This is a genomic window from Caloramator sp. E03 (assembly GCF_006016075.1).
Taxonomy (GTDB): Bacteria; Bacillota; Clostridia; order Clostridiales; family Caloramatoraceae; genus Caloramator_B.
In genome coordinates this window covers 250684-269395 of sequence record NZ_CP040093.1, presented here as the reverse complement: position 1 = coordinate 269395, position 18712 = coordinate 250684, and the positions used below count along the sequence as shown (strand labels likewise).

General features: G+C 33.4%; 26 protein-coding genes. 23 read left to right on the top strand and 3 right to left on the bottom strand.

Annotated features, from left to right (window positions below; genetic code table 11):
• Positions 1–18: 18 nt before the first annotated feature.
• From FDN13_RS14565 to FDN13_RS14555, 3 genes are read right to left on the bottom strand one after another with little or no spacing between them, the layout of a single operon-like run.
• Positions 19–726, bottom strand: coding sequence for a tyrosine-type recombinase/integrase (locus FDN13_RS14565; RefSeq protein ID WP_371414833.1), 708 nt, complete (start codon positions 724–726; stop codon positions 19–21).
• Positions 723–1037: a hypothetical protein gene (locus FDN13_RS14560; RefSeq protein ID WP_371414832.1), complete on the bottom strand. Its 315-nt coding sequence runs from the start codon at positions 1035–1037 to the stop codon at positions 723–725. Before FDN13_RS14560 ends, FDN13_RS14565 begins: the two co-directional genes overlap by 4 nt.
• 18 nt (positions 1038–1055) lie before the next feature.
• Positions 1056–1184, bottom strand: coding sequence for a hypothetical protein (locus FDN13_RS14555; protein ID WP_371414831.1), 129 nt, complete (start codon positions 1182–1184; stop codon positions 1056–1058).
• Positions 1185–1903: 719 nt separating this feature from the next.
• On the opposite strand from FDN13_RS14555, the gene FDN13_RS01440 reads away from it, so the two are divergent.
• From FDN13_RS01440 to FDN13_RS01335, 23 genes are all read left to right on the top strand, one after another.
• Positions 1904–2188: a hypothetical protein gene (locus tag FDN13_RS01440; protein WP_138978549.1), complete on the top strand. Its 285-nt coding sequence runs from the start codon at positions 1904–1906 to the stop codon at positions 2186–2188.
• A 49-nt stretch (positions 2189–2237) separates the two neighbouring features.
• Entirely contained in the window at positions 2238–2696 is a 459-nt protein-coding gene (locus FDN13_RS01435) for a terminase small subunit (protein ID WP_138978548.1), read from the top strand.
• Entirely contained in the window at positions 2677–3942 is a 1266-nt protein-coding gene (locus tag FDN13_RS01430; RefSeq protein WP_168190031.1) for a PBSX family phage terminase large subunit, read from the top strand. The genes FDN13_RS01435 and FDN13_RS01430 overlap by 20 nt, the downstream gene beginning before the upstream one ends.
• A gap of 4 nt (positions 3943–3946) precedes the next feature.
• Positions 3947–4483 carry a phage portal protein gene (locus FDN13_RS14295; protein ID WP_207670902.1) on the top strand — a complete coding sequence of 179 codons (537 nt, stop codon included), beginning with the start codon at positions 3947–3949 and terminating at the stop codon, positions 4481–4483.
• A gap of 162 nt (positions 4484–4645) precedes the next feature.
• On the top strand, positions 4646–5383 hold the full coding sequence (locus tag FDN13_RS14290) for a phage portal protein (RefSeq protein WP_207670901.1): 738 nt from the start codon (positions 4646–4648) through the stop codon (positions 5381–5383).
• Positions 5383–6771, top strand: a complete 1389-nt coding sequence (locus FDN13_RS01420; protein ID WP_138978546.1) for a phage minor capsid protein — start codon at positions 5383–5385, stop codon at positions 6769–6771. Before FDN13_RS14290 ends, FDN13_RS01420 begins: the two co-directional genes overlap by 1 nt.
• Positions 6761–7012, top strand: a complete 252-nt coding sequence (locus FDN13_RS01415; protein ID WP_138978545.1) for a hypothetical protein — start codon at positions 6761–6763, stop codon at positions 7010–7012. The genes FDN13_RS01420 and FDN13_RS01415 overlap by 11 nt, the downstream gene beginning before the upstream one ends.
• 135 nt (positions 7013–7147) lie before the next feature.
• Positions 7148–7762, top strand: a complete 615-nt coding sequence (locus tag FDN13_RS01410) for a phage scaffolding protein (protein WP_138978544.1) — start codon at positions 7148–7150, stop codon at positions 7760–7762.
• 24 nt (positions 7763–7786) lie between these two features.
• Complete coding sequence (locus FDN13_RS01405) at positions 7787–8752, top strand: major capsid protein (RefSeq protein ID WP_138978543.1); 966 nt, start codon at positions 7787–7789, stop codon at positions 8750–8752.
• A 99-nt stretch (positions 8753–8851) separates the two neighbouring features.
• A complete protein-coding gene (locus FDN13_RS01400; RefSeq protein ID WP_138978542.1) occupies positions 8852–9325 on the top strand; it encodes a DnaT-like ssDNA-binding protein in 474 nt (157 codons plus the stop codon).
• Positions 9322–9633 (top strand): hypothetical protein, encoded by a 312-nt coding sequence (locus FDN13_RS01395; protein ID WP_138978541.1) that lies wholly within the window; start codon positions 9322–9324, stop codon positions 9631–9633. The genes FDN13_RS01400 and FDN13_RS01395 overlap by 4 nt, the downstream gene beginning before the upstream one ends.
• Before the next feature lie 96 nt (positions 9634–9729).
• Positions 9730–10203: an IS200/IS605 family transposase gene (gene tnpA, locus FDN13_RS01390; protein WP_138978540.1), complete on the top strand. Its 474-nt coding sequence runs from the start codon at positions 9730–9732 to the stop codon at positions 10201–10203.
• Between the two features lie 143 nt (positions 10204–10346).
• On the top strand, positions 10347–10709 hold the full coding sequence (locus FDN13_RS01385; RefSeq protein WP_138978539.1) for an HK97 gp10 family phage protein: 363 nt from the start codon (positions 10347–10349) through the stop codon (positions 10707–10709).
• Positions 10710–10713: 4 nt separating this feature from the next.
• The gene (locus tag FDN13_RS01380; RefSeq protein WP_138978538.1) at positions 10714–11088 is read left to right on the top strand and encodes a minor capsid protein; all 375 of its coding nucleotides are present in this window, start codon (positions 10714–10716) and stop codon (positions 11086–11088) included.
• 2 nt (positions 11089–11090) lie between these two features.
• On the top strand, positions 11091–11477 hold the full coding sequence (locus tag FDN13_RS01375) for a phage tail tube protein (RefSeq protein ID WP_138978537.1): 387 nt from the start codon (positions 11091–11093) through the stop codon (positions 11475–11477).
• Positions 11478–11489: 12 nt separating this feature from the next.
• Positions 11490–12104 (top strand): hypothetical protein, encoded by a 615-nt coding sequence (locus tag FDN13_RS01370; RefSeq protein WP_138978536.1) that lies wholly within the window; start codon positions 11490–11492, stop codon positions 12102–12104.
• 12 nt (positions 12105–12116) lie between these two features.
• Positions 12117–12455, top strand: a complete 339-nt coding sequence (locus tag FDN13_RS01365; protein WP_138978535.1) for a hypothetical protein — start codon at positions 12117–12119, stop codon at positions 12453–12455.
• A gap of 86 nt (positions 12456–12541) precedes the next feature.
• Positions 12542–12799: a hypothetical protein gene (locus FDN13_RS01360; protein ID WP_138978534.1), complete on the top strand. Its 258-nt coding sequence runs from the start codon at positions 12542–12544 to the stop codon at positions 12797–12799.
• A gap of 13 nt (positions 12800–12812) precedes the next feature.
• Positions 12813–15737 (top strand): tape measure protein, encoded by a 2925-nt coding sequence (locus FDN13_RS01355; protein ID WP_138978533.1) that lies wholly within the window; start codon positions 12813–12815, stop codon positions 15735–15737.
• Positions 15734–16075, top strand: coding sequence for a DUF6711 family protein (locus tag FDN13_RS01350; RefSeq protein WP_138978532.1), 342 nt, complete (start codon positions 15734–15736; stop codon positions 16073–16075). Before FDN13_RS01355 ends, FDN13_RS01350 begins: the two co-directional genes overlap by 4 nt.
• Before the next feature lie 17 nt (positions 16076–16092).
• Entirely contained in the window at positions 16093–17574 is a 1482-nt protein-coding gene (locus FDN13_RS01345) for a hypothetical protein (RefSeq protein ID WP_138978531.1), read from the top strand.
• A 23-nt stretch (positions 17575–17597) separates the two neighbouring features.
• Positions 17598–18335 (top strand): LamG-like jellyroll fold domain-containing protein, encoded by a 738-nt coding sequence (locus FDN13_RS01340; RefSeq protein ID WP_138978530.1) that lies wholly within the window; start codon positions 17598–17600, stop codon positions 18333–18335.
• Positions 18336–18453: 118 nt separating this feature from the next.
• Entirely contained in the window at positions 18454–18699 is a 246-nt protein-coding gene (locus FDN13_RS01335; RefSeq protein WP_138978529.1) for a hypothetical protein, read from the top strand.
• Positions 18700–18712: the final 13 nt, after the last annotated feature.

The window sequence follows — 18712 nt, the reverse complement described above, 5'->3', positions numbered from 1 at the left end:
TTAATTTTCCCACAATAGCTATTCGAATAAATCGTTAAGTTTTTCTACGGCAGAAATTTTTTCTTTTGGCATTACATGAGTATAAATTTCTGCTGTAATTGATATATCACTATGCCCTAATAGTGTCTGTACGGTTTTTAAAGGTACTCCCTTCTCAAATAATTTTGTGGCGTAAGTATGGCGTAATGAGTGAAATTTTTTATGTTTTATTCCTGCTTTATTAAGAAGACTTTTATAGATGTTAAAAAGATTCTTTGTAGTAATAGGGTTGCCAATTCCTGTTGCAAAGACTAATTTATTATCATTATATGAATTTCCAGCTTCTTTTTTTTCTTTTTCCTGTAATTGTTTATGCTCTTTTAAAATATTAATTAAATTTGATGGGAGTGGGATAATTCTATTAGATGTTTGTGTTTTTGGAGTTTGCTCTATAATTTCACGCTTACTTGTTCCATCAGAAGCAATTATTTTTACATTTTTAATCGATTTATTAACTCTAACTTCACAATTATTAAAATCTATGTCGTCCCATTTTAAGGCTAATAGCTCACCTTGTCGCATACCTGTTCCTAATGCCATTAAAAATAGACATTTTAGCCTATGATTTTTTAGTGCATCCTTAAAGGCCTTAATTTCTTCATCTGAAAAAATTTCAATTTCTTTATTCTCTATTTCACTTTTGTTTTTGGGAATAATAATTTTACTTTCCGAACAAGGATTTTTCAAAATATAACCTTCATTAATGGTAAAATTAAAAAAGTTCTTAAGAGCTTGTTAAGGTTTGCTATTATATTACTACTCTTACCACTTTCATATAACTTATTATAATATCTTTGTATTTGAATTGTCTTTATATCGCACAATCTTAGGCCATAAATTTCACTGTTCAATATGTAATTTCTATAAATACCTTCATATATTTCAAAAGTTGCAGGTTTAACTTTTATTCTTACAATTTCAAATAGCCAGCAATGTATTAAATCACCAAGGATTGCAGTCTGATAATTAATATTTAATCCTTGCTTTATACCATTCAAATATTCATCTCTTTTGTCTTATGCTTCTTTCTTTGATTTACCATAGAATTCTTTTCTGATTAGTTTCCCGTTAGCGTCACGCCCGATTGTTGCCGTAACTCTAAAATATTCATTTCCGTTTTTATTATAGTTTGTTTTACTGGCCATGGTATCACCTCACACAGTAAAAGAAAAGATAACCGCCTATATTTGGTGGTTATATATATATATACCATTAACTATATGATGCAATGATAATATTGTTCCTTCTTTTTTTTCATATCTTTATAAGTAATTTTTGAAAGTATAATGATAGTTTCTTCTTTATCGTTGTTAATTAGATAAATATTATATTTAAAAAGTAAATATAAAGTAGGGTTGATATAAATGAGGTTGTTTTTTATAAAAAAGAAAGCAATAAATAATAATAAAGTAAATACTATTACAGATTGAGCATTAGCTTTAGAAAAATCAGAAAATATCGAATTCACAAATGTGAAGATATAAACAATATAAAAATTTAATATCTCAAGAGTATTATTTTCTCTTATTGATATTATTTTCTCATTCATTTTATAACCTAAATTTTGATTTAGCATAATGTTTTTGAATAGAGTTTAAAAAGGGGGTAGGGTTCTAATTTTGAAGAGGGTTGTAGTGCCTGGATGACCTCCACAATTTTTTAAAATATTTTTCACCCTTCGGCTAACCTAATGCCACTAACTACAATATATCTGAAACGCATATACAAGCCCATAGAAAGATAAAGATCGCAAAAAGGTATAATAGGTCAATTTAAAAGGAATAATTGCTTAAAATGGCTATAAATGCATTTAAATTAAAAACCTCCTTTTTAAAATATAAAAAGGTATCTGGGAGTGATAAAAATGAAGTTGCCTGATAAATTAAAAATTGGTGGGATAATACTTAATGCGATAACAGATGAGCATTTAGCAGGAGCCGATGATAGATTTGGGGAATGTGATTTAATAAGAGGAAGGATAGTTATTGATGGGACACAACCAGACGACCATAAAGATGTAGTGTTATTGCATGAGATATTAGAAGTAATTAATAAGGAGCATCAATTGGAGTTAGAGCATAGACAAATTACAAGTTTAGCAAGCTGTTTGTATCAAGTATTTAAGGATAATAAGATTAGTTTTGAATAGATAAATTAAATAATAAAATAAAGGGGAAATAAATAGGAGGTGGCATTCAGTGAATAAACTTACAGAAAAACAAAAGGCATTCTGCGATTATTACATCGAGTCGCTGAATGCCACAGAATCATATAAAAAAGCTTATAATTGTAGTGACAGGGTCGCAAACATAAATGGTCCTAAATTGCTAGTAAAAACTAGTATTAAAAATTATATTTCAGAAAGATTAAAACAAATTAATGATGAACGTATAGCCAAGGCTGAAGAAGTACTTGAATTTTTATCAAAATCAATGAGAGGAGAAATAAAAGAGGAAGTTGTAGTTGTAGAATCAGTTGGAGAAGGTGCAACAGAAGCGAGGATAATTAAAAAGCAAATAGCGGCAAGAGATAGAATAAAAGCTGCAGAGCTGTTAGGCAAAAGATATGCATTATTTACTGAAAAGGTAAATGTAGATGGTAATATGGGAGTTGTGATTATAGATGATATAAAGGAAGATGGTGCAGATGAAAATTAAGTTAAGTGAAATAATAGCACCTTCTTTTTATGAGATACACAAAGATATAAAAAATGATAGATATACACATTATTGGTTAAAAGGTGGTAGAGGATCAACTAAGTCATCTTTTGTAAGTATTGAAACAATAACAGGGATTATGAAAGACCCAAAGGCAAATGCAGTTGTATTAAGAAAGGTAAAAGAAACACTTAAAGATAGTGTATTTGAGCAGCTGGTATGGGCTATAGAAAAGCTGCAGGTAAGTGAATACTGGGATATTAAACATAATCCTATGGAACTAACATACATTCCAACGGGGCAAAAGATACTTTTCAGAGGAGCAGATAAGCCTAAAAAGATAAAGTCAACCAAGGTAAGTAAAGGATATATAAAATTTATATGGTATGAAGAAGTAGATGAATTTAATGGCATAGAAGAAATAAGAATGATTAACCAGTCTTTAATGAGAGGTGGAGAAAAGTTTATTGTATTTTATACATACAATCCACCTAATAGTGTAAGGAGCTGGGTAAACGAAGAAGTTTTAATTGAGAGGGAAGACAGAAAAGTTCATCATAGCACATATTTAACTGTTCCGAGGGCGTGGCTTGGTGAACAATTTTTTATTGAAGCAGAACATCTTAAAAAAGTTAATGAAAAAGCATATAGACATGAATATTTAGGGGAAGTAACAGGAACAGGTGGAGAAATATTTACTAACATAACCGCAAGAAAGATACCAGACGAAGAAATAAAAACATTTGATAGGATAAAACGAGGATTGGACTTTGGTTATGCAGTGGATCCGCTTCATTATGCAGTTTGCCACTTTGATAAAACACGTAGAAGGTTATATATTTTCTATGAAATACATCAAGCAGGGTTAAGCAATAGAAAGGCAGCAGAATTAATTAAAAAAGAAAATATTTCAAATGGTTGGATAACAGCAGATAGTGCAGAACCAAAGTCAATAGCAGAACTTAAAGAATATGGATTACGAGTAAAGCCTGCTAAGAAAGGACCAGATAGTGTTGAATATGGGATAAAGTTCTTACAAGACTTAGAAGAAATAATAATTGACCCAGAGAGATGTCCTAATACATTAAGAGAATTTTTAAACTATGAATTAGATAAAGATAGTAACGGTAATTTTAAAGCTGATTACCCAGATAAGAATAATCATAGTATCGATGCAATTAGGTATGCTTTAGAAGATGAAATGTTAAACAGAAAGCCTGTAATAAGTAAACCTCAAGGATGGTGATGATATGTTAACAAGTCTAAATCAAATAGATATAGGAAAGCCTTGGCCAGCAGAAAGTGAAATAGAAAGATTAAGAAGATATGAAGCAAACAAAAACTTATTTGAGGGTTATCATGATTTAGTTTTTGGGGATTGGGTTAGAAGATTGTATAGAGATGAATATAATACAGCGGTGTTTATAGTTACTAACTGGGCGAAGAGATTATCAACATTATGGGCGGATTTACTTTTAGGAGAAAGGCCAAGGATAACAGCAGGAGAGCAAAAATCTAAAGAGCAGCAACAATTAGAAAAGATAATAAATGATAATGATTTTTTCAATGTTGCTTATGAAGTTGCACTTGATATTTCACGTTATGGGACAGGTATATTCAAGGTTAGATATGATAAAAGACCCATTATAGAAGCAGTGCCACCTTCTCTATGGTTTCCTGTTGTGAGCCCAGACAATATAAAAGATGTTCAAGCCCATGTATTAGCATGGACATTTGAAATAACAGAAAAAACTTTACTTGGTGGTCAAAGAAAAAGAACATTTTAAAGGGTTGAAATACATGAGAAAGGCAAAATAACAAATAAGTTATTTGAACTTGATAATGGCGTTATAAAATTAAAGCTGCTACTTGCAACATTTTATCCTGACCTTCCAGATAAACAAGAAACAGGTATAGATGATTTTCTTGTTATTCCTGTTTATAACTTAATGACAAGCGATAGAGCTTATGGGTTAGACGATTATCAAGATTTAGACGGAATTATTCAGGAATTAGAAATTAGGCTTTCTCAAATAAGCAGAATACTCGATAAACATGCAGACCCTAATATGTATGGCCCTGATACAGCACTTGAGCAAGACGAATACGGCAATTGGTATGTAAAAGGTGGTGGTAAGTACTTCCCAATAGGACAAGGTGAAGAACCGCCAGGATATGTAACATGGGATGGACAACTTGAAGCTGCATTTAAACATATTGAGCAGCTATTAGAGCAATTTTATGCATTAAGTGAAACAAGTGCAGCTGCATTTGGACAACTAAAGAGTGGACTTGCAGAGAGTGGAACAGCATTAAGGCGTCTAATGATGGCACCTTTATCAAAAGTGAACAGAATTAGAATGAGGCTTGATCCAGCTATAAAGAAGGTGCTAATGATAGCAAGTCAGCTTGATGCTAACTTAGGAAAAGGTGTTAAACTTGAAAATATAAATATCGCTTGGAATGATGGATTACCACAGGATGAAAAAGAGCAGGCTGATATTTACTCAACACTTATTCAAAATGGATTAATTTCAAGGGAAACAGCATTAAAGAGATTATTTGAATTTGATGCGGAAGCGTTAAGAGAAGAACTTACGAGGATAGCAGTTGAAGCTAATCAAGAAGCTCCAGCATTGTTTAAAGTTAACTTGCAAGAAGGTGAACAAACAGGCGGTGAAGAATAATGCCTTATGATGTTGAAAAACAAATACAGGCTTTGGTTGAAATATATAGACAAGGTTTTATTGAAGTATTGAAAGTGTTATTACAAAAGGAAGCAAAAAAGCAAAATACAGTATTTTATAAAGACCAATTAAAGCAAATAATGAAGATACTTAATCAGATAGATAAAGATGCTGCAAAGTGGATACAAGAAGTTATACCTCAAGTTTATCAAGATAATTACACACAAGTTTTAGCATACATCAATAAAGTAGGTATGCAAAAAGACATAAGACCAGAGTTTGCTCAAATTCACCAAAGAGCAATAGATGTTATTGCACAGAATATGTATGATAATTTAAAGCAAGCAACACAGTTTGCAGGTAGAAGAATAAATGATTATTACAGACAAGCAGCACTTGAAGCGTCAGCTAAAAAATATTCATCAGGTCAGACTATAAAAGATATGAAAAAAGAATTGCAACAAAAATTATTAACACAAGGTCTTACTGGATTTAAGGATAAGTTAGGTAGAGAGTGGCGATTAGATAGATATGCAGAAATGGTTGCAAGGACGACAACAGCAGAAATAGCAAGTGTTGCGACATTAAATACTTGTGAGGAAGCAGGAATTGACTTAGTAAAAATGACAACACATTATCCAACATGTGAAAAATGTGCACCGCTGCAAGGGAAAGTGTTTAGTATAAGCGGTAAAGATAAACGTTATCCAAAGCTTGAAGATAGATATAGGCCACCGATTCACCCTAATTGCAGGCACTCGATTCATCCTTATGTAAGAGAATTTGACGATAATGCAGAAGAAACAGAAAAGTTTAGCAATACTTCCCTTACAAAAGACCCACGCAACGAAAAAGAAAAAGAAGCATACAAAGAAATAAGGGATAAGGTAACTATTCAAAGTAATAGACGCAAAGCAAGGGAAGTATTATATAATGAAAATGCACCATTATTAGAGAAGATAAAAGCTGCCGAGAAACTAAAAAAGAGTTATGAAAAAACGGGAACAAAGCCTGTTGGTAAAGATGCAAGTATAATTAAGCAATACAAAGAATATATAGAAAAGTTGAATTTAGGTAATATAGTGAATATAGATGAAAAAAGTGGTATAATAACAATAGAAGGAAGAAGAATACCAAAAGAAGCTATTCCAAATGCAGTTATAGACCTAAAAATTGAGAATAAAATTATACAAAGAAGAATTTTTGATAATAAAGGATTTCCTAAATTAGATATAGATTTGACAGACCATAATAAGCCATGGGCACATGCTAAACCACATGCTCACGATTGGGTAAATGGAGAACGTAATAAAAAGTGGCGAAAATTAAATGAAGATGAATATAATTCAATAAAAGATTTATTGGTTGGTGATGAAGATGGAATATGATAAGTATGATAGTTTAAAACAATTTATTGATGACATAAAAGAGATAGGAGAAATAATCTTTAGATATGGCAAAAAAGAATATTCGCTTAATTATGATGGAGAAAAAGTATATATAGCTGAAAGTTTTAAACAAGAAACAGAAAGAGTTTTTGATAGTATAGAATTATTTTTAAATGAATTTACATGTGAAGGGGAAAAAATAAAGGATATTTTTAAAGAATTAAAAATTGTATTCCATTAATTGTTTTCAAGTACTTGCGATTGCAGGTGCTTTTTATATTGCCCTTTTTGGTATTGCAGGGCCTAAAGAACAAGACCGCAGCTGGAGCCGACCAGCATAAAAGGCAAGTGGGAATAAAAAAAGGAGGTTAATGTTATGGACTTAAAAGAACTTTTAGGAGAGGAACTATACAAACAAGTAAAAGAAAAAATAGGGGATAAGGAGCTAATATTAAATGATGGCTCATATATCCCAAAGGCAAAGTTTGATGAGATTAACGAACAGAAGAAACTCTATAAGCAGCAAGCCGATGATTTAAATAAGCAACTTGAAGAGATGAAAAAACAAGCAAAAGGTAATGAAGAATTGCAAAATCAAATTCAGGAGCTCCAAGCAAAACTTCAAGAATCAGAGAATAAGATTAAAGATGTAAGCCTAACTGCAGCAATAAAAATGGCTGCAATTAAATCAAACGCAAAAGACCCAGATATTGTTTCTATGCTTATTGATAAGTCAAAATTAAATATTAAAGAAGATGGATCCATCGAAGGCCTTGATGAGCAATTAAAATCAATTGCTGAATCAAAGGCTTTTTTATTTGGTGAAGTGCAAAGCAAAATAGGTAGTAGTTCTAATCCTGCAGGAGGAGCAAATTCAACAATTAAAAACCCATGGGCAAAAGAAACATTTAATTTAACAGAACAAGCAAAAATTTTAAAGGAAAATCCTGCATTAGCGGAACAACTTAAGGCTTCAGCAGGAGTAAAATGATAAACAAAAAAGGAGGAACAAATTATGGCTATTACAAAAATTCAAGATGTTATAATTCCAGAGGTATTTAATCCTTATGTAATTCAAAGAACAGCTGAACTTTCAGCCCTATATCAAAGTGGTATTTTATCACATACACCTGAGTTTGACAGATTAGCTTCAGCAGGAGCAAAAACAATAAATATGCCATTTTGGAATGATTTGACTGGTGATGATGAAGTTTTAAGTGATAATTCAGCATTAACACCAGATAAGATTACTGCAGGTCAAGATGTAGCGGTAATATTAAGAAGAGGAAAAGCTTGGGCAGTAAATGATTTAGCAGCAAATTTAGCAGGAGATGACCCAATGAGAGCAATAGCAGATTTAGTTGCTGGCTATTGGGCAAGACAAATGCAAAGAACATTATTATCATTACTTAATGGGGTATTTGCTTCAAATTCAATGACAGGAAATTTACATGATGTGTCAGCAGCCACAGGAGATGCTGCAAAATTTACTGGGGGAACATTTATAGATGCTGTTCAAAAGCTTGGTGATGCAAAAGATAAATTAACTGCAATTATTATGCATTCAGCAGTTGAAGCTTCACTTGCAAAGCAAAATCTTATTCAAACTGTTCAACCATCAGATGGTTCACCATCAATTAAAACATACATGGGTAAGAGAGTTATTGTTGATGATGGATGCCCATACGACAGTGGAACTGGTATATTTACAACCTACATCTTTGGAGAAGGTGCAATTGCTTATGGTAGTGGTAATCCAGTAGGATTTGTAGCAACAGAAACAGATAGAGACTCACTTGCTGGAGAAGATTACTTAATCAATAGAAAGACATTTATATTACATCCAAGAGGAGTAGCATTTACGTCAGCATCAGTTGCAGGTTCATCTCCAAGCAATGCTGAACTTGCTACAGCTGCAAATTGGAATAGAGTATATGAAAATAAGAACATCAGAATAGTTGCATTTAAACATAAGATATGATATAAGGCAGGGTAATCCTGCCTTATAAAATTTTAATAGGAGTGGTATAATGAGCGTAACGGCATTCAATAGAGTGAGAAGATTAAGGAGTGAAGAACAATGGCACTCACAGAAGGAGTTGACAGCTTCTGCACACTCGAATGGGCAGAAGAATATTTTGGAGAAAAACTTTACTGCGATGAATGGACAGGAGCAGACCAAGGAACAAAAGAAAAAGCACTCAAAGAAGCAACAAGACGAATAAATAAACTAAGTTTTAAAGGAATGAAAGCAGATCCAGGACAAATACTGCAGTTTCCAAGGATAATAGTTAACATTGGACAAAGGATAGGCTTTTTTGGAGTTATAGAACAGCCTACAATTCCAGACGAAGTTAAAGCTGCAACTTGCGAAGAAGCTTTAGCACTACTTAAATATGGGAATAGTGCAAGGACTAAAGCACAAGAGCAAAATGTAGTTAGAGTTACGTTTGGAGATGTATCAGAAGAATATGCGGGATATGGGAAATTACTTAGTAAAGAAGCGTTAGATTTATTAAAGCCTTACATTGCTGGGGCGGTGGTGATAAGATGAAGGAATATTTTAATCAAAAGGTTAAATGGTATAAGAAAACAGGTAACAATGCCTATGGGCAACCTGTATATGCTCCAGCAGTTGAAGTAATGTGCAGGTTTCAGGGTGGAATGAAGCTTATAAAAGACAAACAAGGTAAAGAATCAGTATCACAAGGGGTATTTTACTTAGAAGAAAAGGTAGAACTTGATGATAAGCTTGAATATGAAGGTAAACAATATAATGTTATGAACTATTCAGACACTGTCGATTTAGACGGTGTTTTTATTTTGTTTTATGAATACCACGGGCTATGCCCGTGGTTCTAAAAAGCTTATAGCTATGGGTAGAAAAAATTTTCCTCCTTTGATAGAATAAATGATAACGGTCTGCCAACCGAAATCAAATCAAAGGAGGAAAACAATATGGATAATGAAAGTTTATCACATACCAAATGGAATTGTAAATATCATATTGTATTTGCACCAAAATATAGACGGCAAATAATATATGGGAAAATAAAAGAAGACATAGGCAAGATATTAAGAAAATTATGTGAATATAAAGGAGTAGAAATAATAGAAGCAAACGCATGTAAGGATCATATACATATGCTTGTAAGTATACCACCTAAATTAAGCGTAGCACAGTTTATGGGATATTTAAAAGGGAAAAGTTCATTGATGATATTTGATAGACATGCAAATTTAAAATATAAGTATGGGAATAGACAGTTTTGGTGTAAAGGATATTATGTAGATACAGTAGGCAGAAATAAAAAAGTGATAGAAGAGTATATAAAGAATCAATTACAGGAAGACATAGCGTATGATCAAATAAGTTTGAAAGAATATATAGACCCGTTTACGGGTGAGCCGGTGAACAAAGGCAAAAAATAAGCCCCTTTAGGGGCAGCCTGAAAAAAATATGCGGTTGGCAGACAATTCAGCGTGTCTTTAGACACAGCCAGTAATATGCCCTTATAGGGCTAATGCAAACCACCCGTTTTACGGGTGGTCATGATTTTCAGGAAGGTGTGGGTATGAGTGGTTTTGACCTGAAATGGAGAGGTAATTTAGCAAAAGATATGGTGAGAGAAACAGCTAAACAGGTTTTATTAAAATGTGGTGCTGATTTACAAGGTAAATCAGCAGAGCAAGCTCCTATTGATAATGGGGATTTGAGAAGGAATTGCAGCGTAAGTCCAATTCAAGATAACAATGGAGAAATTAATATAAAAATAGGTTATGATTTGCCTTATGCACGAAGACAACATGAAGGATTGCATTTTAAACATCCTAAAGGTGGCAAAGCAAAATTTTTAGAGGATCCATTCAATGAAAATATAGATAAGTATGACTCATATATTCAAAAAACGATAAAATATGCCCTCAAGAAGGGGTGATTGAATGTTGCTTGATGATATAGGACAATATTTAGAAGAGCAAAACATCGGTCGATTAGGAACCGATATTTTTTTATCACTGTTGCCAGAAGATATAGATAATTGCATAGCATTGTTTGAATATGGTGGTGAAGCACCAGAACTGCATAGTAATATTGAAAAACCAAGGTTGCAGGCAATGGTAAGGAATGTTGATTATCAAACAGGAAGAATGACAATTGAACAGATAAAAAATATATTACATGGTTTATCAGAACAAATTATCAATGGTAAAAGATATCTATTAATCATGGCTTTGCAATGTCCTGAATTTTTAGGCTATGACGAAAATAACAGATCCGAATTTGTTTGTAATTTTGAAATTATAAAGGAGGTATAGTTATGGCAATTAGCGGTAAAGGCGGAAGTGTATATATTAGTACAAACAAAGTTACAGAGATTTCACAATGGTCTATTGACTGTGGAGCAGACAATATTGAAACAACAAATTTTGATTCAAACGGTTGGAAGGAATTTATCACTGGATTAAAAGAGTGGAGCGGTAGTTTTGAAGGAAACTTCAATCCTTCTGATACAAATGGGCAAAGAGCACTTATTACGGCATGGCAAAATGGGCAAACAGTATCCCTTGAACTTAGAATTGATGCTACAAAGAAACTTGCAGGGACAGCTTATATAAATTTTTCAATCGAAATGCCTGTTGATGATAAGGGAACATTTAAATGTGATTTCCAAGGAACAGGTGCATTAACTATAACCTTAACATAATGAGGTGATAACATGGCTATAACTGGTATGATAGGAGCGGTATATGTGAGCGATATAAATACCGCTCCTATTTCTTTTACAGATCAAGCTACAACTAAAGATGCAACGTTGACAAGATATCAAGTAACAAATACAGCATATAGATATTGGCCATTGGATGCAACGATTACAGTAAAAAAGAATGGTACTGTTGTATCAAGTGGTTATAAACTTGAAAGAGCAGGTGGATATGTTGTATTTGATTCACCACTACAAGGGACAGATGTTGTTACAGTTTCAGGACAGGCATTAACACTTGTTCAGTGCGGCGGATTTTTTGATTGGAGTATTGATTTTGAACAAGAAACAACAGAATCAACTACATTTGCAAGTGGCGGATGGAAAGAATATACTGCAACAATAAAAGGTTGGAAAGGATCAGCAGAAGCTTATTGGGGAGACGACAGATTCTTTAAGTCGCTTGGAAACATAATTGTTGTTAAGCTTTTTACTGATTCAGGTGCAAGTCAAAAATGCTTTGAAGGATTTGCGATAATAACAAGTGAAGGAATCGAAACGTCTATTGATGAGCTTGTTAAGGATAAAATTGATTTTGAAGGCGTAGGAGAATTGTTTATAAGATTATAAGGAGGCTAAATCATGAGAGATAGAATTGTTACTGTAGCAGGTAAAAATATAAGTGTTACTGAAAAAAAAATAGGCGAACTTGAAAAGCTTACAGCAGAGCTTTTCCCTGGTTCAAAAGGAAAGATAAAGGATATTCAAAAAGCCTTAAATAACTTAGAGATAGATTGGGATTTACTTTATGATAAATTACCAATAATATTCCCTGAACTTACAAAAGATGATATTAAAAATGCGTATATGTCTGAAATAGAATCGTTAGTCCAAGGGTTTATTGATGTAAATTTTTTCGGGATAAAGAAGATAGCAAATCAAATGATGCGTTTAATTCAGACTTCATTACAACAGAAATAGTTGTATTACTTGCAAGAGAGTTTGGGTGGAATGTTGAAGATATAAAACAATTAAGACCAAGTGAGCTTGAAGCGGTAATAAAAGAGTTGCAAAAGCAAAGAGAAATTCAAGAATATGTAGAATTCAAAGGTAAGTGGGCGTTTTTAGCGGCAATAATAACTAACGGATTTGCAGCAATAGCAAGTATGTTTAGTAAAAGAAAACCAAAAGAAGTCAAGATAGATGATTTTATAGATAAAAAATATGCAGCAAAAATAAAAGGATATTTCAAAGAGGCTCAAGATGATAAATGGGCCTCTTTAATAAAAGAAGCGAAAATGAAAGGATTAAAGGGGCCGTGGTAAAGGTGGTGATAAAATGAAAGTCGGGGAATTATTTGTAGCAATGGGTGTTGATTTTTCACAATATGAAAAAGACTTAGATAAGGCAGAAAAAAGAGCCCAAAAGACAGGGGCTAATATAGGGGATATATTTAAAAATGCATTATCATTTACCATAGGTATGGGTATGTTTGAAGCTGTTAAATCAGGCTTTAAAACTATTACAAGCAGTGCATTAGACTTTAACAGTATGATAGAAAGAGCAACAATAGGTTTTACTACAATGCTTGGTAGTGCTGAAAAAGCTCAAAGTTTTTTAGATAAAATGGGCAAATTTGCAGCAGGAACACCATTTGAGTATCCTGACCTATTAGATGCATCTCAAAGGCTTATGGCAATGGGTTTTACAGCTGATGAAGTACTTCCAACATTAAAAGCTATTGGAGATGCAATGGCGGGAATGGGAAAAGGTACGAATGAAATTAATGGTGTGATATACGCATTAGGCCAAATGCGTATGGCGGGAAGAGTTAATGCACAAGATATGATGCAGCTTGTTAATCAAGGTATTCCAGCATGGCAGATTCTCGCTGAAGAAATGGGCAAAACTACAGCTGAAATTAGAAAGATGTCTGAACAAGGGTTAATTCCTGCTGATTATGCAGTAAATGTTCTTATCAATGGAATGGAAAAGCGTTTCCCTAACATGATGAAAAATATGGAAAATACATGGCAAGGGGTTACATCGACCATAAAAGATATATGGAGAATGACAATAGGAGCTATTACACAGGATTTGTTTAAAGGATTAACAAGTTGGTTAACAAAAATAAGAGATACTGCTGCAAACTTTTATAACTTATTTAGTTTTTTAAAAAAACATGGGATAGATACAACAAATGCTTTAAGAATTGCAATTAGCAACACATTTGGTACAGATTTGGCAAATATCGTATATACATTTATTTCGTCAATACAAGCATTAGGTAAAACAATGATAACTGTTGCAAGTTTTATACGAAAGCATTGGGAAAAAATTAGACCTGTGTTACTTATTGTTTTAAATACTTTTTTACTATTTAGAGTTGTTATACCTTTATTAGGTGCAGTTAGAAATGTAATAAATCTTATTGATGCAGGATTAGGAGCAATGAACATTCTTGTTGCTTTAGCAATAGTAGGAATGACTGCATTAGCACTTATTTGGAATCAGTATTTAAATTCTATGGAACAGGCAAGTATACAGGATATAATGAATTCATACAATGCTGCTATGAAGGAATATACTGATAGTTCAAAAAGTGCTGCTAATGCTACAAACGAGGAAACTACTGCATTAAAAAATGCACAAAAAGCAGCTGAAAAAAATATACAATCATTTGATGAGGTTCATAATATTATGGATAGCATTGAAGATGCAGCAGAAGGAGCAGCAAATAGTTTTACAGATGTTGCAAATAATTTACAGTTACCTGATGTGGAAAATTCTCTTAGTAATTTAAAGCCAACTGAACAGAAAGGATTTTGGCAATGGCTTGCAGATGATTTAAGTCAAACTCTTGATAATATAAAAAATAAGCTTATTATATTTTTTGCTGAAATAAGTTCTATGCAACCACCACAAATACCACCACCGAACATTTCACCAGTTACAGATAGTCTTGCAACTGTAAACAGTTTAATAAAAAGCTTAGGAGATACAATAAACAGCTGGGCAACAGAAACACAAACAGTAATTAATAATTGGTCTAATGAAATAAGTACTTGTTTTAATCAGTGGAGTTTGTCAGTTACAACTATTTTAAATAACTGGTTATTAAACGGGATTGGAGTAATATCAAGATGGGCAATTAATACATTGACAGAAATTAATTTATGGGTACTTGATACTGCAAACATAATAGGAACTTGGGTTACAAATACAGAGTTATCAATAAACACATGGGTTCAAAATACATGGTCAACAATTAGTAATTGGAAAAATGTAATTATACAGAGTATTGCCAACTGGAGTACATCAACATGGACAACAATTAGTACATGGGCAACAAATACTAAAACTGCATTTTTATTATGGAAAGAAAATGTAATTAAAAATATTAATGAATGGATTATAAATACAGAAACAGCATTACAAAATTGGGCAAAAAACACTTATGATAATATATGTAATTGGATAATAAGTACAGCAACTAATATTGGAGAATGGGCAATAAATACAAGTGATATCATAGCAAACTGGATAACTACTACATCTTCAAATGTAGCAAACTGGGCACAAAATATCGGAACAAATATATACAATTTTGCAAGTCAGGGCTACAGTCTTATCTATAACTGGGGGCACAATTCACTAAGTGTATTTAATAGCTTTTTGGATACAACGGCTAAAAATGTTGTTAACTGGGCTAATTCAGTAGGAGAAACTTTAGCAAAATGGGCAAGTGAAGCATTTTCAACAATTGCATCTTTAGCTTCTGCAGTTGGAGCAAGTATAGGGAGTGCATTAAATGTTACATTTGAAAAAATACAAACAGGATTTCAGGCTGTTAGTGAATGGGCAAGCGAAAATAAAAACTGGCTTATTCCAGTTACAATTGCAGCTGGTATTACAGCTGCTGGGATTGCTACAATAGCAACAGGCGGAGCAGCAGGTGCTGCACTACTAGCAGCAATACCAGCTTTTGCAAATGGTGGAATAGTAACACAACCAACAGTAGGTTTAGTTGGTGAGGCAGGGCCAGAAGCTATCGTACCAATAACACAACTTAAAGATGACATATATGGAGCAGTACTACAAGGAATAAAAAATTCAACACAGACAAATGTAGTATCACAACCAGAAATACATCTGCACATAGGAACATTAATTGCTGATGATTATGGGCTTAAAAAATTAGAGCAAAAGTTAAGAGAGTTTAGAATAAATGAAGAACAGCGTTTAGGAGCTGATAGAAGATGACTATAAATGGAATTACAATTAAAACGCCTACGGATTTAAAAGTAGGCGTTTTTCGTATAACAAAAAGCGAAAGAACTGCATCTGGGAAAATGATGATGGAAATTATTGCAGTTAAAAGAAGATTAGATTTGCGATGGGAAATTATTAGTGATATAGATTTACAAATAATATTAAATATTCTTGAAAGTAAAGTATTTCACACTGTTGTTTATCCAGATCCACAAAACGGTGAAACTGCAACGATAACTGCTTATGTGGGTGATATAAACATGGAAGCGTGGCAAAAGGTAGGGAACAGGTATTACAAGAATGTTAGTTTGGCACTCATTGAACAATAGAAAGGAGGAATGGTCTAGTGTATCAAGTAACAGAAGATTTTCTTAATAAGGTCAAAGCAAATGAAAGACGTATATACGCTAAATGCCAAATTGATTACACAGACCCCTTCCTAGACCAGAGTATCCAATGCACTGCTAATGAGCAGGCAAACGTATCCTATCCAGCACAAACAGCCGATGCAGTTACAGAGCCAGTCGGTAAAATTGCATCTCTTGATGGCACATGGGTATTAGGTGAAGATTGGGTTCTTGCACCTGGAGCAGATGAAATTGAAACAAAGCAGATGGGCTGGTGGGGAAGTCAGCTTGCCGGTGCTGATGGTAGCTTTACAGCACATTATCCGACGTTGACGGTAACATTTTTTAGCAGACCAATCACTCAATTAAAGGTAGTCGGGGATAGCAAAAGAGACGAATACCCCGTTGACTTTGACATAAATCTATATGACACAAACGGGACCATTCTCTATACAGAAACGGTAACAGACAATACACAGGTAGTGTGGCAAAATACATTAGCAAATCCTGTAACGCAGGTTACAAAGATGGATTTGATTGTAAAGAAATGGTCTCATCCCGGCAGGCAGGTGAAGATACTCGAGTTCTTTACGTCAATTCAAGAAGTTTACGAAGGCGACGACATACTACTCATTCACTTGTTAGAAGAAAGGGAAGTATCGCAGGGTTCGCTTCCTGTAGGGAATATATCGTCAAACGAAATAGATATCCGCTTGAACAACGCAAGTAGGAAATTCGATGCAGGGAATAAGCAAAGTTCTTTATATCAATTGCTCAAACAGAACAGGCGAATAAAAGCATGGCTTGGCTTGAAAGGAGATGGTGATGGTGTGAATATTCAGCAAAGCGTAGATTTCAATCAAGGCACATTGAATAATCTTATTGTAGTGAACAACAAATTACAATTGCCTTCTGTTGATGCACCAACATTTTCAAGAAACAGCATTGCTTATTTAAGTGACGGAACATTGGTTAATAGTAACTTACCCAGATTTGAACAAGGTGCTTTTGCAGGAGATAAGGCATTGATGATTGAGGAAGGGACTACAAACAGTATTAAATATCCATTAGAGCCAGATATTTATGATACAAGTAGCTGGAGTATTCAATTATTAGATAATTATACAGTAAAAGTAACAGTATTAAAAGATAATCCAACACCAATTTCACAATATCAAGCATTTTTGTTCAAAACAAAAGATAATACTCTAATACCTGCTAATACACCATGCACTTTGTCTTGTATAATTGAAGAGAATACAAATCCTTATTTATTTGTTAAATGCATTGGTTTTGGTTCTATACAGGAAGGTGTATATGGTAGTATAAATAATTTTTACTGGAGAACAATAACTCATACAACTGATTGGCACTATACATTAGGACTACATTCTTATGATTATTCAAAAATAAAAGCAGGGGATTATATTATACTTAAAAATTTACAAGTAGAAAAAAACCATATCCTACCAGCTTTGTAGATGGCACAAGACAGTCAGAAATTATGAAGATACCGACAGCGGGGATATTAAATCCACAAGAGGGGACAATTGAATTTCGGGTGAAACCACTTGTATTAAAAGATTGGAATAATTACTTTTATATGCTAACAAGTAATGGTAGATTTCTATTATTTTTCTGTGCTAATGGTAGTGCATGTTTTGATTATGGTCCTGATAATTCTGGGGTATTCACTTCTTCTAATATTATTAGAGTAAATAATTGGCATTATATTGCTTTACGTTGGTCGGTAACTATAGGTAAACAAGCTTTGTTTGTAAATGGAATTAAATATGAGAAAAATTTACCTAATGGTGTAGCAACAAGTTTTCCTTCAACAGTATCTATTGTAAATAACTATTCAGCTCTCATTGACACCCTCCGCATCTCCAACCGTACCAGAACAGATGAAGAGATAATGGAGGCGTACCAGAGTGAGCAGGCATTACCTGTGGATGAGTGGACAACATATAAACTTAATTTTGATAATAACCTTAATTTCGGTCAAGGAGGCTACTACATCAGCCCAGAATTTGACCTATCAGCGGTTGGTACAGCTGCAACAAGTGCTATATCATGGCAAGAAGATGCAGACGGGATACAGAGAACAGTATATGCAAAGTTAGACAACCAAACTAATTGGGTAGAAGTGATAAATGGTGGTAAACTGCCTATTAATGCTGGTGATTTGTTGACAGGGAGGAAACTGCAACTTAAAACTAAATTACTGAAGGTGGTATAAATGCAGAATATGATGTTTGAAATTAAAGAATTAAAGCCTATTGTGGTAAACTTATATGGACATAATACAACAGCAGAAATTATCCAGAACAAAGCAGACTTAAAGGAGGTAAAATAATATGTTTGTTATTGAGTTTACACCATTCGAGGCTAACAACAACGCACAGCTAACGACTATTGCAACAGTAAAAAATTCTGACACAGGTGAGATATATTGGACGGAGCCTGTCATTGTTGATGTTACAGCTGATATGACGCCTGAACAGATAAAAGATATAGTCAAACAAAAAACATCAGGCTTTACTGCAAGGGTTGAAGCTATTGAACTAGCAAAGACATTTGAAGGCGTAATCCCACAAATATAAGGAAGTGATAGCT

Excerpts from the sequence above, each read along its gene's own strand:
- FDN13_RS01420 (WP_138978546.1), top strand. The coding sequence starts at position 5,383 with ATGCCTTATGATGTTGAAAAACAAATACAGGCTTTGGTTGAAATATAT.
- FDN13_RS01355 (WP_138978533.1), top strand. The coding sequence starts at position 12,813 with ATGAAAGTCGGGGAATTATTTGTAGCAATGGGTGTTGATTTTTCACAA.
- FDN13_RS01380 (WP_138978538.1), top strand. The coding sequence starts at position 10,714 with ATGTTGCTTGATGATATAGGACAATATTTAGAAGAGCAAAACATCGGT.
- FDN13_RS01350 (WP_138978532.1), top strand. The coding sequence starts at position 15,734 with ATGACTATAAATGGAATTACAATTAAAACGCCTACGGATTTAAAAGTA.
- FDN13_RS01335 (WP_138978529.1), top strand. The coding sequence starts at position 18,454 with ATGTTTGTTATTGAGTTTACACCATTCGAGGCTAACAACAACGCACAG.
- FDN13_RS01415 (WP_138978545.1), top strand. The coding sequence starts at position 6,761 with ATGGAATATGATAAGTATGATAGTTTAAAACAATTTATTGATGACATA.
- FDN13_RS01340 (WP_138978530.1), top strand. The coding sequence starts at position 17,598 with ATGAAGATACCGACAGCGGGGATATTAAATCCACAAGAGGGGACAATT.
- FDN13_RS14295 (WP_207670902.1), top strand. The coding sequence starts at position 3,947 with ATGTTAACAAGTCTAAATCAAATAGATATAGGAAAGCCTTGGCCAGCA.
- FDN13_RS14555 (WP_371414831.1), bottom strand. The coding sequence starts at position 1,184 with ATGGCCAGTAAAACAAACTATAATAAAAACGGAAATGAATATTTTAGA.
- FDN13_RS01385 (WP_138978539.1), top strand. The coding sequence starts at position 10,347 with ATGAGTGGTTTTGACCTGAAATGGAGAGGTAATTTAGCAAAAGATATG.
- FDN13_RS01410 (WP_138978544.1), top strand. The coding sequence starts at position 7,148 with ATGGACTTAAAAGAACTTTTAGGAGAGGAACTATACAAACAAGTAAAA.
- tnpA (WP_138978540.1), top strand. The coding sequence starts at position 9,730 with ATGGATAATGAAAGTTTATCACATACCAAATGGAATTGTAAATATCAT.
- FDN13_RS01440 (WP_138978549.1), top strand. The coding sequence starts at position 1,904 with ATGAAGTTGCCTGATAAATTAAAAATTGGTGGGATAATACTTAATGCG.
- FDN13_RS14290 (WP_207670901.1), top strand. The coding sequence starts at position 4,646 with ATGACAAGCGATAGAGCTTATGGGTTAGACGATTATCAAGATTTAGAC.
- FDN13_RS01430 (WP_168190031.1), top strand. The coding sequence starts at position 2,677 with ATGGTGCAGATGAAAATTAAGTTAAGTGAAATAATAGCACCTTCTTTT.
- FDN13_RS01405 (WP_138978543.1), top strand. The coding sequence starts at position 7,787 with ATGGCTATTACAAAAATTCAAGATGTTATAATTCCAGAGGTATTTAAT.
- FDN13_RS01400 (WP_138978542.1), top strand. The coding sequence starts at position 8,852 with ATGGCACTCACAGAAGGAGTTGACAGCTTCTGCACACTCGAATGGGCA.
- FDN13_RS01370 (WP_138978536.1), top strand. The coding sequence starts at position 11,490 with ATGGCTATAACTGGTATGATAGGAGCGGTATATGTGAGCGATATAAAT.
- FDN13_RS01375 (WP_138978537.1), top strand. The coding sequence starts at position 11,091 with ATGGCAATTAGCGGTAAAGGCGGAAGTGTATATATTAGTACAAACAAA.
- FDN13_RS01395 (WP_138978541.1), top strand. The coding sequence starts at position 9,322 with ATGAAGGAATATTTTAATCAAAAGGTTAAATGGTATAAGAAAACAGGT.
- FDN13_RS01365 (WP_138978535.1), top strand. The coding sequence starts at position 12,117 with ATGAGAGATAGAATTGTTACTGTAGCAGGTAAAAATATAAGTGTTACT.